This is a genomic window from Vibrio scophthalmi LMG 19158, from assembly GCF_000222585.1.
Taxonomy (GTDB): domain Bacteria; phylum Pseudomonadota; class Gammaproteobacteria; order Enterobacterales; family Vibrionaceae; genus Vibrio; species Vibrio scophthalmi.
The window spans coordinates 1-13788 of the sequence record NZ_AFWE01000079.1 but is presented as its reverse complement, the minus strand read 5'-3'; the positions used below and the strand labels follow the sequence as shown (position 1 = coordinate 13788).

The 13788-nt window shown below is 43.5% G+C and carries 10 protein-coding genes and 2 tRNA genes; 2 read left to right on the top strand and 10 right to left on the bottom strand.

Annotated features, from left to right (window positions below):
• Positions 1-11: 11 nt before the first annotated feature.
• Together metC and RH88_RS07110 are read left to right on the top strand one after the other, a co-directional pair.
• Positions 12-1199 (top strand): cystathionine beta-lyase, encoded by a 1188-nt coding sequence (metC, locus tag RH88_RS07115; protein ID WP_005594534.1) that lies wholly within the window; start codon positions 12-14, stop codon positions 1197-1199.
• A 46-nt stretch (positions 1200-1245) separates the two neighbouring features.
• On the top strand, positions 1246-1620 hold the full coding sequence (locus RH88_RS07110; RefSeq protein ID WP_005594532.1) for a RidA family protein: 375 nt from the start codon (positions 1246-1248) through the stop codon (positions 1618-1620).
• Between the two features lie 157 nt (positions 1621-1777).
• On the opposite strand, the gene RH88_RS07105 is transcribed toward RH88_RS07110, so the two are convergent.
• The 10 genes from RH88_RS07105 to RH88_RS07060 form a co-directional block, all read right to left on the bottom strand.
• A complete protein-coding gene (locus RH88_RS07105; RefSeq protein ID WP_005594531.1) occupies positions 1778-3520 on the bottom strand; it encodes a hypothetical protein in 1743 nt (580 codons plus the stop codon).
• Positions 3521-3856: 336 nt separating this feature from the next.
• Positions 3857-4804, bottom strand: coding sequence for an SPOR domain-containing protein (locus RH88_RS07100; protein WP_005594530.1), 948 nt, complete (start codon positions 4802-4804; stop codon positions 3857-3859).
• Positions 4805-5059: 255 nt separating this feature from the next.
• Positions 5060-6685, bottom strand: a complete 1626-nt coding sequence (locus RH88_RS07095; protein WP_050798495.1) for a phosphoethanolamine transferase — start codon at positions 6683-6685, stop codon at positions 5060-5062.
• Positions 6686-6726: 41 nt separating this feature from the next.
• Positions 6727-7092: a diacylglycerol kinase gene (locus RH88_RS07090; protein WP_005594526.1), complete on the bottom strand. Its 366-nt coding sequence runs from the start codon at positions 7090-7092 to the stop codon at positions 6727-6729.
• A 200-nt stretch (positions 7093-7292) separates the two neighbouring features.
• Positions 7293-8249 carry an ABC transporter permease gene (locus tag RH88_RS07085; protein WP_005594525.1) on the bottom strand — a complete coding sequence of 319 codons (957 nt, stop codon included), beginning with the start codon at positions 8247-8249 and terminating at the stop codon, positions 7293-7295.
• 2 nt (positions 8250-8251) lie between these two features.
• Positions 8252-9229, bottom strand: coding sequence for an ABC transporter permease (locus RH88_RS07080; protein WP_005594523.1), 978 nt, complete (start codon positions 9227-9229; stop codon positions 8252-8254).
• A 202-nt stretch (positions 9230-9431) separates the two neighbouring features.
• A complete protein-coding gene (locus RH88_RS07075; RefSeq protein WP_005594522.1) occupies positions 9432-10985 on the bottom strand; it encodes an ABC transporter substrate-binding protein in 1554 nt (517 codons plus the stop codon).
• A gap of 64 nt (positions 10986-11049) precedes the next feature.
• The gene (locus RH88_RS07070; protein WP_005594520.1) at positions 11050-12792 is read right to left on the bottom strand and encodes a dipeptide ABC transporter ATP-binding protein; all 1743 of its coding nucleotides are present in this window, start codon (positions 12790-12792) and stop codon (positions 11050-11052) included.
• A gap of 752 nt (positions 12793-13544) precedes the next feature.
• A tRNA-Pro gene (locus RH88_RS07065) sits at positions 13545-13621 on the bottom strand.
• A 53-nt stretch (positions 13622-13674) separates the two neighbouring features.
• Positions 13675-13750: transfer RNA gene (locus RH88_RS07060), tRNA-His, on the bottom strand.
• Between the last annotated feature and the right edge of the window lie 38 nt (positions 13751-13788).

Below are 13788 nucleotides of genomic sequence, written 5' to 3'. Positions count from 1 at the left end.
GACACAGAACAATGACAAGCAAAAATATCGAAACACAATTAGTGAACGCAGGCCGTAAATCTCGTTACCTACAAGGCTCTGTTAACCCAGTGATCCAACGCGCATCTTCACTTGTATTTGACAGCGTACAACAGAAGAAACACGCAACAGCTAACCGTGCAAAAGGTGAATTGTTCTATGGTCGTCGCGGTACTCTGACTCACTTCGCTCTACAAGATGCAATGTGTGAGCTAGAAGGTGGCGCGGGTTGTTACCTATACCCATGTGGCGCTGCTGCCGTTTCAAACGCTATCTTGGCATTCGTTGAGTCTGGTGACCACGTTATCATGACAGGCGCGGCTTACGAGCCAACTCAAGATTTCTGCAACATTGTACTGAAAGGTATGGGCATCGAAACCACTTACTACGATCCAACCATCGGTGCTGAAATCGCTGAGCTAGTAAAACCAAACACTAAAGTATTGTTCCTAGAGTCACCAAGCTCGGTAACTATGGAAGTACAAGATATCCCGGGTATTGTGAAAGCCGTTCGTGCGGTTTCAGAAGATATCATCATCATGATCGACAACACTTGGGCTGCGGGCATCCTATTCCCAGCACTTGAGTACGGCATTGATATCTCGATTCAAGCGGGGACGAAATACATCGTTGGTCACTCTGATGCGATGCTAGGCACTGCAGTAAGTAACGAGCGTTGCTGGGATCGCCTACGTGAGCGTTCATACCTAATGGGTCAAATGGTCGACGCAGACACGGCATACGTGGCAATGCGTGGTTTACGTACTATGGGCATTCGCTTAGCTCAACATGAGAAAGCCAGTATCGAAGTCGCGCAATGGCTATCTGAACGACCTGAAGTCGCCGTGGTTAACCACCCTGCACTGCCAAGCTGTAAAGGCCACGAATTCTATGTTCGTGATTTCAAAGGTTGTAACGGTCTGTTCAGCTTCGTTCTGAATAAAAAGCTAACTCAAGAAGAGCTAGAAGCGTACTTAGACAACTTTGAACACTTCTCAATGGCGTACTCATGGGGTGGTTACGAATCTCTGATTTTGGCTAACCAACCTGAAGAGCTCAACGCGATTCGCCCTGCGAACCCTGTTGATTTTGAAGGCACGCTAGTTCGTATTCACATTGGTCTAGAAAACGTATCAGACCTAATCGAAGACCTAGAAAACGGCTTCAAACGCGTTTACTAATTATCACTTTGGCACCATCTCACGATGGTGCTTTTTCGGAGTTTCCATGCAAGTAGTATTTTCAGACCAAGCCCCAGCGGCTGTTGGCCCATTCTCTCAAGCGATCAAATCAAACGGTATGCTTTACCTTTCAGGTCAACTACCTCTTGATCCTGCCACAATGAAGTTCGCTGCAGATGACGTAACAGGCCAAGCACAACAGATCTTCCGCAACATTAGTGCTGTGCTAGCAGAAGCGGGTAGTGAAAAAAATCGCGTTGTAAAAACGACGGTATTTCTATCTGATATGAACAATTTTGCTGAGTTCAATACTGCTTATGCTGAGTTTTTTGGTGAGCACAAACCTGCACGTTCATGTGTAGAAGTCGCTCGTCTACCATTAGATGCTCTAGTAGAAATCGAACTGATTGCTGAACTGTAATTATTATTAGTAAGTTTCTGAATTTACCTAAAGCCACTACCCCCTAGTGGCTTTTTTCAATAATAACTTTTCCAAAATCAAAAAAGCCCCAAAGATTATTTTGGGGCTTTTTATTTGATTAAGCTAACTACCAAACGATGATGCAATTAGTTTGGCTTTAGATTTTTTGCATTGTTACCGTTGATAGCTTACGTCCAGTAGCTTGCTCTAGCGTGTAATTAGTTAGAACACCTCGATCCCAATTTTTTCCTGCTGGAATGTAACTAAAACGGTTAACTTTGAAGTTATCTTCAATTTCACCGTCCATACGGTCATTCCAACGAATGGTACTATTCAACTGGTCCAATGCCGCTTTTGAAATACCAGCATCATTGGTAGCAAACCACCAATAATCCATTTTCGCTAGTTCTTGGTAGCTGGTCTCTGTACCATCGATAATTACACCTGTTTCAGTAAACTCCCAAATTTTCGTTTCTGTTGCACCAGAAGACTTTTCAGTTACTTTCCAAGTACCAACGAAATCGACATAACGATCTATATCCATTTTTTCAACTGGATATATAAAGTTAATTTCTTCAGAGATATATCCGGAACCTTCTTCATGCTTGCGACGAACTTGAGTATAGACATCGGTAATTGGATCATATGAGCCAGACATAATTTCAGTTTGCCACTGTTCTTCTGTATCACCATCATCTGCATCATTACGACGAATTTTCTCATACTTTGTCATTGCTTGCTCAGTACAAGATGATTTAGCCATACACTCATAAACACCTCCAAACTCTGTCATTTCGTCCCAAAGAAATTTTTCTTCGGATTCAGATGTAGATGACGGGTTCACAAAGCTATATTCAAAATTACCACCTGCGGATTGTAGTGATGCAAATTTTGGATCGATATCGCCTTCAATCATCGCTTCGCCATCACAAGTCACAACCGTATGACCATTTGTAGTATTGCGTGATATGTCCGCTTCACCACCTTGATCGTCACATGTTAGGTACATGGCCATTTTATCACCGGTAACACTACCATCATTTGAACCAGGCAAACCAACCAATGCTTCATTTGTCGACTTAAAGTACATTGCTGATAAACCAGTGACTTTAGTATACAGGTCTTCACCTAATGTACGATCCATATGCAAAACTAGATCAAAATTACCACCATTATCATAGCTTACACGTTGCTTTGATGAACGCTCCACGAAAGTCCAGTTTGAACCTTTTGTCCAATGTGTTAACAGAACGTCTGAACCTCGATTTGTGAGCTTAGCAATTGAACCATCCTTTTCAAAGTGAGCCAGAGCATCGACTTCACTAACTAAATTATCGATTGTCCAACTAGAGTTAATTTTAGCCAGTACATCCGCTACCGCCTTCTTGCCATCAATGCTATTAAAATCATCCAACTGAATCTTAGCTAGAAGGTTAGCCATTGCGTTATCGGCATTACGAATTGCTGTCGGAATGAGAATTGACGAGTCATTATCGTTTTCATTGATAGTCAGTAATAAACGAGCCAAGTTAACGGCACGGTCTTGTGTACCTACCGCTTCATAAGGAGTGATAACTTCACGGCCAGAAGAACTACCTAGAACTAAGCCACCCTTCTCATTACCGAGAATAAAAGTAACGTTTGGATTGTTTTGATCAATCGAAAATGAACCGTCTGTATTAGTAAATTCACCAGTGTTCTCTAATGCACCTTTTACAAAGTACAAACCTTCAACTTTAGCATCGATAAATTTACCTTCTGTAGGCACTGCAATGACTGCCTTTTTCGCCAACTCAGTGCTACCGCCGTTATTACCACTGTTGTCACTGCTGCTATCGCTACCACAACCCATCAAAGCCAATGCAACTGACGTTGCTAAAAGTGTTGTTTTCAATTTCATTATTATTTTCTAACTATATAGGTTTATAAAAGTGTGACAACCATTCCAAAATGCCAACACGCTCGCACGCGAGTTTATTTGCGTAAGAAAAACCTTACAAGCACAAGATGCTCGTAATAGATTGAAAATAAACCACTTTTATAATAAAAACAGCAGATATGTGAGCAAGCTCATACACTGGTTTTTTTCTATAAAAATTCTTTGAATCGTATTAATTAAACTTATTGATACAATTGAAACTAACTGTGTGGGGACAATATTGTATGAAGGTAGGGGTGGAAGGCTCGTCATACCACACTAAGATAGCTATCGCATGGTATGACTACTGATATTTAATCACTTCACACACATCACATTCAGTAGTGATGAGCCTTTTATATGGTTGGTTTTACCGTTAGTAAATAAGCCTGTGCGCTCAGCGCCCCAGTAAGGCAAGTGGATTGGCCATTGCTCGCCTACCATCAATTTCGCCTCTAACAAGGTTTGCCACTGCTCTGCATTGGGTAATTGCATTCCGATCTGCTGGCACAATTTTGCCGCACCTTCAAAGTTCAAACGGTTCCATGGCATTTCATACTCCATGTAAAACTGTTCCTCACTAAAAATCATGTAAGGCACTTTATATTGCGTGCCGTTGATCACCGCTTCGCGGCGTATGGTGACTTGCGTATCAGCGGGCTTTGGCACCATCGCGGCAACAGCCGGTTTTGGCTTCGCGATCGGTTTAGGTGCAGGAATAACCGTCGTCGATTGCTTTTTCTCTGCGACTTTCTTATCTGTATTGGCCTTAATGACCGTAGGTTGAGTAACGATAGGTTTTGCTGCTTTCGGCGTCGCGGCAGCCCCTTTTACCACTTCACGAATAAAAGCTTGCTGGTAAGGCTTAAGCGTTTTCACCGCTTTGAGCTCTTTACTGGCTTGAGCAAAATCATTGTATGGGCCAATCAAACAACGTGCATTACGACCTTCAATTTTGCCCCACACATCGGTACTGATCTGTTGATAAATCACCTTGGCTTCATCGACACTCAGCGGTTTAGACAACACGCCACACTGGATCCAAAAGGTTGATTCACTGCCTTTCGGTTGCTGTTTACCCCATAAACCATTTCCAATTGGGCAAGACTTATCAAGTAACGGCAGCTCTTGCGCAGAGCTTTGAGTGGCATCGCATAAAAATTGCTCGCCATAACTGGTTGGACTAAAAAATATAAAACCTAATGCGACTGAACAAAGGAGTGTTGAAAGTGGCTTGGCTGATGCTGGCAGCAATTTAATATCCATATAGTAAACAGACCTTAGTTGTTATTGATTTGACGGCGGGCGACACGTGATGCACAACATCGAGATTGAGAAAGCCTAACAATGACACAGTGGCTTTAATTCGATGGCATCTCCCCAAACTAATAAATATTGTCATTATTGACGATTCACTGTTGAGAAAATGTGAATGCAAAAAAAGAGCCGTAATTTAATACGGCCCTTAGTGTAGAGAGTTTGTAATAGATAAATCTTAGGCTTAGATCACCTTTCGGGCTTTCACTGCTGATGAGGCTGGCGACATTGGGCAAATAAGTCCAATTCAGGCTGATAAACCTGCGTTTCAACATCCATAATACCGAGCAGTGAATGAAACAAGTTATCGTGAGAATAATGTTCAGTTTGTTTCGCTTCCTGTTTCAAACAATCGTAGTTAACGGTTTTTAATTGCTTAAAGCTCGGAGACATCCATACAATCAGCGGTACCGTTGTTTGGTAATCGGGTGCTAGCGCGTAAGGTGCGCCATGCAAATAAAGCCCATCCTCCCCTAGAGACTCGCCATGATCCGATAGGTAAATAAGCGCAGTGTTATACTGAGATTCCAAACCCTTTAAACGTTCGATGATTTGGCTGAGAACATAATCGGTGTATCGAATACTGTTGTCATAGCTATTAACGATCTGCTCATTGGTGCAATTTTCAATGTCGGCTCTAGGGCAATCCGGTTGGAAGATCGCCATCTCTTTTGGGTAACGCTTGTAATAAGTAGGTCCATGGCTACCAATAAGATGTAATGCAATCATACGATTGCCGGAAAGCTGGCGAATGTTTTTGTCAAAATCCTCTAACAGCACCATGTCGTAACATGTATTGCCATCACAAAGGGCATCTTTACGATCATGATTCATCATCTCTTTCTTAATGTGTTTGGCGACACTTTTATCACCACCATCATCGTCTTCCCACATCATTGCAATGCCGGCTCGACTAAGAATATCAATCACATTATCTTGATTGTTAGCAATGTCATGATCGTAATTGTCATGAGTCAAATTAGAGAACATACACGGCAGCGAGACAGCGGTTGCGGTACCACACGAGCGTACGTCTTGGAACGAAACAACATCTAGCTTAGAAGTAAATGGATTGGTTTTTCGTGGATAACCGTTAAGTTGATAGTTTTGCGAACGCGCTGTTTCTCCGACAACTAATACGACCAACGTCGGCTTAGCTTGAGTCATTTTTAGAGCTTGCTCTGATTGACGCGCATCCAACCCCAACTCTTTATACGCGACAGGCGTAGTGAAGTAAGTATGTTTAAAATATTTAAAAGTACTATAAACAAATTGCGTCGGAACAATCTCTTTCTTCAGATAACTGTTGTTGCGACCAACCGAGGCGTAATCTTGATAATAGACGCTGGCAATGGCCACGATAACCACCACAGCCGCTACCATTGAAAGCAGCTTTTTCGCAAACAGCTTTAGTAATGACTCTGGTTGAAAAGAAACCATAGCGACAAAAAACGCCGGAACAATACCTAACAGCACGAACCATGCTAGCGAATATAAGCTCAGATAAGAGCTTGCTTCGCTGCTATCGGTTTGCATGATATTGGTGATCATATCCGCATCGAAAATCGTCCCGTAGTTGAAACCTGCATAGCTCACCAGTGCCGAGCAAATCAGTAAAATGATAAAGAAAGGTTTGCTTATATAAGGCCAGCTAAACAGACTAAAGATCAGCGTCAATGCCGCCCAGAAAAATAAAGGGATAGAACATATAAAGCCCAGCTTTACACTCTCCATCTGAGCAAAAATATGATGCAGTTCCTTATAGATGGGTAAGTTGAGTACCACTGCAAAATACAGTGCTAGCACGACGGTTAAGCTCGCATAGCTCATCTTGGTACGAAACAAATCGATAAAGTGAAATGGTATTTTTTTCACAGTAAATCCCCCACAATCGATAGCCAAGTAAATGCCGCTAATATCAGCGCAATAAATACCGCTGCCGAACCAATATCTTTTGCACGACCACTCAACTCATGCCATTCAGCCCCCACTCTATCCACCACCGCTTCAATAGCAGAATTAAGTAACTCAACAATCACTACGATGGCGACACTGCCCACCAATAATACCTTTTCAACTGTTCCGACTGGCAAAAAAACAGTAATAAAGATAGCAGTAGCTAATAGAGCACACTCTTGGCGAAATGCAGCTTCATTGCACCAAGCGGCTTTTAACCCCTGAATCGAATACCCAGTGGCATGCACAATACGACTAAACCCTGTTTTACCTGGCTTCACTCTCATTCCTTATTATTGTGTTTATTCTTTGATAACAAATACAAAGGCAGCGATATACCTTTACTAAGTGACATATCAGACACTAATTTCAACTAAAGTTCGAAGTTAGTTAACACAAACAAAGTTTTCAAAAATAAGCATAGGCGAAAAAAAGCCGCGACAGAGCGCGGCATAGTAATAAGAAGCTAAGTTAAAGAGACTTAGCCTTTATAGATTTTCGGGTTAAATACATCTCGTAACCAGTCACCCAGCAAGTTAATCACTAACACTAAGGTCACTAACACAATACCCGGGAAGGCGGTAATCCACCAAGCGCCTGAGAAGATGTAGTTAAAGCCAATACTGATCAACGCACCTAATGATGGTTGGTCCACCGGTAAGCCTAACCCTAGGAAGGAAAGCGCCGCTTCCGACATGATGGCATTTGCTACCTGTACCGTCGAAATCACCAAAATCGGTGACAAACAGTTAGGCAGAATATGACGGAACATGATGCGAGGCGCTTTAAAGCCCATCACACGCGCCGCTTCCACATACTCTTTTTTCTTCTCTGCTAATACCGACGCTCGAATGGTACGCGCATACTGCGGCCACTCTGCCACACCAATAATCACCACTAGCATGATCACAGCATATTGATTGTAAAAATCACTGCCGAAGCTGGCTTTGAAAATCGCCGAGACGATAATAGCCACCATCATGGTCGAGAATGATAGCTGCACATCAGCAAAACGCATCAAGAAGCTATCGACACGGCCACCAAAGTAGCCCGCCGATAGACCAATAATGATACCGAGGAAAAGCTGTAAGCCGACAGCGAGAAAGCCGATAGTCAGGGATAAACGAGAACCGTACAAAATGGTTGATAAAATATCACGACCTTGCTCATCAGTACCCAAAACAAAGTGCTCTTCACCACCTTCCATCCAGGATGGTGGTAGCTCCGAATCCATGATATCAATCGAGGTAAGATCATAAGGGTCAGTTGGCGCCAAGACAGGCGCTGCCAGTGCCAGTACCAAGAACATCATAAAGACGGTAAAACTCGCCATCGCGACTTTATCGCGCTTGAAGTAATACAAGAAATCCGACTGTTTAAAACGTTGCCACGCCGACGGTGCAGATGAAGGAGCCGTTGAAATATTACTATGACTCATGACTAAGCTCCTTTTCCGGTTAAGTTAACCGTTGGGTTGATGATGCCGTAGAGCAAGTCAACAATGGTATTAGTAACCACGAAAATCAAACCAACAAAGATGACATAGGCGGTAATTAACGGCGTATCAACACGGTTAATTGCCTCTAGGAACAAAAAGCCCGTACCCGGCCATTGGAAAACGGTTTCCGTCAAAATGGTATAAGCCACCATGGTACCAATTTGTACACCACCGACGGTAAGAACCGGTAGCATGGTATTTTTCAGTGCATGTTGGTAATAGATTTTATTGAGGTTCAGCCCTTTAGCTTTGGCAAATTTAATGTATTCAGAGCTAAGCACTTCCAACATTTCAGAACGAACTAAACGAATAAACAGTGGCAACATAATTGAAGCTAACGCGATACACGGTAAGATCAGGTGTTTAAGACCATCTATAGTGAAAAAGCCCGACTCCCAGCCCAAGACATTCGCGGTTTCCCCTCGCCCATACGATGGCAACCACCCAAGCTCAATTGAGAAGACATACATCAGCATAATTGCGGTTAAGAACACTGGAATCGAGATGCCGACGCTACTCATTGCCATGATAAATTTGGTGAACATACTCTTAGGATGAATCGCCGAATAGACGCCAAGCGGTATTGATAACAAAACGATGATCAGCGTAGCCCCAAACACCAATTCTAACGTCGCCACCAGCTTATCTAAAATCACATCCACTGCTGGTCGCTTGAAGAAGTAAGATGTACCTAAGTCACCTTGCAGCGCGTTGCTGACAAAGCGAGTATATTTTGTGATAAAGGGATCGTTTAAGCCTAATTCATCACGCAGCGCTTGGCGCTCCGCTTCCGAAACCGACTGACCTACAAGCTCACGCAGCGGGTCACCCAGATTATCCTGAATGGCAAACGCCACTAAACTGATCACAAACATCACTATCAGTGCCTGATACAGGCGCTTGACCAGAAACGAAAACATTCCTTGCCCCTTAACTATCCATAGTGCTCTGATTGAGGTGTCTTTCTACCTGACAACCAAAGTAGATATTCAGCCTTAAAAACCACTCAACCCGACTGAAACAAAATTGAGCGTGTGTCTACCTAATCTGCGTCAGTAACGCTTATCTAGATTGGGCTTATTAAGGAGGGCATTGCACCCTCCTTATGACTACAGGATGTGATTATTCAACCACTAAGTCGCCAAAGTAAGGCATAACCATTGGGTTGACGATGTCTGCCGCTTTCACGTTAGATTTCGCGCCCCACGCTTCACTTTGCCAATGCAGTGGAACAAACGCTGCATCGTTGTATAGCGTCGCTTCTACGCCTTTCAGCATCGCTGCACGCTTAGCCGGATCGGTTTCTACGTTAGCCGCTTCTACGACCGCATCCATTTCTGGGTTTGAGTAGTAACCACAGTTGTATTGGCCTTTACCTGTTTCCGCATTGCGCGTCATGGTTAGGAATTCACTCAAGTTAGCCGAATCTTCGGTATCTGAGTGCCAACCAATCATCAGCATATCTGCTGCACAGAGATCAAACTCAGGCCAGTACTGCGCTTTAGGCATGGTTTTCAGATCCACCTTAATGCCGATCTTCGATAGCATCGCAGCCGCCGCTTGTGCAACTTTCGCATCGTTCACATAACGGTTATTTGGCGCGATCATGCTCAGCGCAAAACCATCCTCATAACCCGCTTCTTTCATCAACTGCTTCGCTTTTTTCAGATCGTAACGTGGCACTAGTGCTTCATCATGGCCTACGTAACCTGCCGGACTTTGTTGACCTGCAGCAGTCGCGAAGCCTTTCATGATTTTCTTCACGATGCCTTCATTGTTGATCGCATGCACGATTGCTTGACGTACGCGAACGTCTTTCAACGCTTCATTGCTGTTTTGGTTCATTTGGAAAGTGATGATACGAGTACCTGGTAGTGTGACCAGATCGATGCCTTCCGCTGATTTAACACGTTTGTGGTCATTTGGCGCGACTGGGTGAATCATATCCACACCACCAGACAGTAGTGCTGCGACACGCGTTGCATCTTCTTTAATTGGCACCAAGGTCAGCTTATCAACGTTACCTTTAGAAGCGGTATCCCAGTAATCATTAAAGCGTTCAAATTCTACTTTTACGCCTTGTTCACGTTCAGTCACGATGAACGGACCAGTACCTGAAACATTGGTCGACGCAAATGAGTTACCGTGCTTCACCACTTCAGATTTATCTTTGCCATCGGCGGTGTTACCTGAGTAAAACTTACTGTCCATTGGGAAGATGTAAGTCGCGGTTTGTAGAACCAGTGGGTATGGACCTTTGGTGACAAGGTCAAAAGTGTAATCATCCACTTTCACAATCTTTTCATATGGGTCGAAGATAGCTTTAAAATCTGGCGAGCTTTGTAGACGGTCAAACGTCCAAACCACATCATCAGCGGTCAAAGCATTGCCTGAGTGGAACTTCACCCCTTCACGCAGTTTGAAGCGCATGGTTTTATCATCAATACGCTCCCAGCTTTGCGCAAGGCGCGGTTCAAAATCCATCTCTTGAGTAAAGCGAACAAGTGGATCAAATACCATGTGTGACATTTGCAGCGTACCGCCAGATAACTGCTCATGCGGGTCTAACGAAACAGGGTCAGCTGCGTAGCCAACTTTGATATCTGCCGCCATTGCATTAAAGCTTAGACCTGCAGCCATTAGCGCCACTGCTAATTTGCTTTTCATGGTTTTCATTGCATAACTCCTTATGCGGGATCCAATCCCTAGTTGTTGTGTTTGCATCTATTTGATTTGATAGCTAAGCGGTGACTTTGCTATCCACGGCTTGTGCCGCTTCTACTTCTTCTCTTAAGCCAGTAAATTCCGGCATTAATGAAATCAATTGTTTGCTGTAAGCATGCTGAGGCTGAGTGAACAATTGCTCAGTTGGAGCCACCTCCAATAGCGTCCCCATTTGCATTACACCCACGCGATCGCACATTTGACGAATGACGGGCAAGTCGTGACTGATAAACAGCATGGTGAGGTTGAGCTCACTTTGTAAATCTTTCAGCAGGTTAAGAATTTGCGCCTGTACTGATACATCCAATGCTGAGGTCGGCTCATCACAAATCAGCAAGCGTGGACGTGTTGCCAATGCACGAGCAATAGAAATACGCTGGCGCTGACCACCAGAAAACTCATGTGGGTACTTCACCCCAGCCATAACGCCCAAACCAACGTGATCCAAAAGATCGTTAACGATCTGTCGCGTTTCTGTTTCATTGCGCGTGAGTTTATGAAAACGGATCGGCTCAGCGATAATATCGAACACTTTCATGCGCGGATTCATCGAAGTATATGGATTTTGGAAAACCATCTGCATTTGACGACGGATCGGACGACGTTCTTTCTCTGAACGCAGTGAAGTCAGGTCAATACCTTCAAACGTAACGCGTCCTGAATTAGGTGCATAAAGACCGGCGATCACACGAGCAATGGTCGACTTACCAGAACCAGATTCCCCAACCAAACCGAACGTCTCACCCTCTTTTACTTCGAAGCTGACGTTATTCGAAGCTTGTACATATTCACGACGACTTTCAAATAGAGAGTCTTTAGTAATAAAGCGAAGATTGACGTTTTCCACTTCCAGCAGAGCACCGCTATAGTCACGCTGATCTTGGCTTTGACCTAACCAGTGATTTTTAATATCCAGTGGCTTTAGCTCGGAAGCTTGTTCGATATAGCTCACCAGAGGAAAACGCTCTAGTTTCATGTCTGAACGTGGTACGGCAGAAATCAAACTGCGAGTATAGGAGTGATCGGGATCGCCTAAGACTTTCGCGGTTGGACCAAATTCAACTAGATCGCCTCGATACATGACTGCGACACGATCGGTCACATTAGAGACCACGCCCATGTCGTGAGTAACCAACATACAACCGACATTGTTCTTGATGCATAAATCACGAATAAGCGTCAGAATTTGATCTTGGATAGAAACATCCAATGCGGTGGTTGGCTCATCAGCAATGATAAGGTCAGGTTCGCCAGCAAGGGCGATCGCAATGACAACACGCTGACGCATGCCACCAGAAAATTGGTGTGGATACTGTTTAAGACGATTCTCTGGTTGTGGAATACCGACTTGGTTCATTAAATTAAGTGCGCGCTGATACGCTTCCTCATCCGAAACCTTCATGTTGGCATGAATCGTTTCTTTGATTTGCTGTTCAACGGTAAATAACGGGTTAAGTGATGTCATCGGATCTTGGAAGATGAAACCGATTTTTGAACCACGAACTCGACGCATTTGCTGCGGAGTTAATCCCGATATTTTTTCGCCTTCTAAGAACACTTCACCGTCTGCGATCGTGCCCGGAGGGCTAAGTAGATCGATAACTGCATTGCCTACGGTTGATTTACCGGCCCCCGACTCACCGACTACGCCAACGATCTCACCACGTTCGATATTAAACGACAGTGATTTAACCGCAGCATGAACACCATGACGCGATGGGTATTCGATACGCAGGTTTCTTACTTCTAAAAGTGACATTACCAGACCTCTACTGCTTTGACAGCTTTCTGCCCTGTCTGAAAAACTGAATCCATTCATTTACCAGAATATCGTTCTGGCCAATATTAGCTGTTCAATTTGGCAAATAATTCACACGAAAGCAACATTTACAGTGGAAAAATTTAGTTTTGCGCATATTTTAAGCAACTAATAAACACAACAATGCATAAAAATACAATTATTGATAAGAAAAACTGATAAGCAAGCGCCAACATTTACTGCTATTACTGGCCACCTAGTGATTATTATCTAAATTACCGTTAAATCCCTGCGCATAATCAATCAATTTAGTGAATTAAGCGTCATTAACAAAAAAAACACATAACACTGCCATTAAGATGAATGAGTAATATTTAGAACCAACCAAAAACCACACAACCAGTGATTAACTTCACACAATAAGCACGACTCAAGCTTTAATTCTATTTTTACCACCCAAAAATAATCAGGTGAAAACCATCTATTTTGCCGCATGGCTTAAAGCATGAAGGTGAGTAATATAACGAGTGAAATAAAGCTAAGAGCGGACTAACTGAGACAGTAATGTGATAAAAACCCAGTAAAGAGCAGATAAAGGCATCGATGAGGAGAATAAAGAAAAGGGTAAGCAATTAGTCACTGCTAACCATGATGATTTGTATAACTAGCGGCTACGCAAACAATATGAATAAAGAAATAGCTAAAGCACAGATGCAAAAAAGCCCTAGTCTTTCGACTAGGGCTTCGTATAGTGGTCGGTGAAGAGGGATTCGAACCCCCGACCCTCTGGTCCCAAACCAGATGCGCTACCAAGCTGCGCTATTCACCGACAAGGTTTTATCTTAACTTTCATCAAGAAAGGAAGCAAAGCTACCTATATAATGGGGTGGCTAACGAGGCTTGAACTCGCGACAACCGGAATCACAATCCGGGACTCTACCAACTGAGCTATAGCCACCACAATTTGTGTGTTTAATGCCATCTAAGCAATAAACT

Excerpts from the sequence above, each read along its gene's own strand:
- RH88_RS07105 (WP_005594531.1), bottom strand. The coding sequence starts at position 3,520 with ATGAAATTGAAAACAACACTTTTAGCAACGTCAGTTGCATTGGCTTTG.
- RH88_RS07100 (WP_005594530.1), bottom strand. The coding sequence starts at position 4,804 with ATGGATATTAAATTGCTGCCAGCATCAGCCAAGCCACTTTCAACACTC.
- RH88_RS07070 (WP_005594520.1), bottom strand. The coding sequence starts at position 12,792 with ATGTCACTTTTAGAAGTAAGAAACCTGCGTATCGAATACCCATCGCGT.
- RH88_RS07075 (WP_005594522.1), bottom strand. The coding sequence starts at position 10,985 with ATGAAAACCATGAAAAGCAAATTAGCAGTGGCGCTAATGGCTGCAGGT.
- RH88_RS07110 (WP_005594532.1), top strand. The coding sequence starts at position 1,246 with ATGCAAGTAGTATTTTCAGACCAAGCCCCAGCGGCTGTTGGCCCATTC.
- RH88_RS07080 (WP_005594523.1), bottom strand. The coding sequence starts at position 9,229 with ATGTTTTCGTTTCTGGTCAAGCGCCTGTATCAGGCACTGATAGTGATG.
- RH88_RS07085 (WP_005594525.1), bottom strand. The coding sequence starts at position 8,249 with ATGAGTCATAGTAATATTTCAACGGCTCCTTCATCTGCACCGTCGGCG.
- metC (WP_005594534.1), top strand. The coding sequence starts at position 12 with ATGACAAGCAAAAATATCGAAACACAATTAGTGAACGCAGGCCGTAAA.
- RH88_RS07095 (WP_050798495.1), bottom strand. The coding sequence starts at position 6,685 with ATGAGCTATGCGAGCTTAACCGTCGTGCTAGCACTGTATTTTGCAGTG.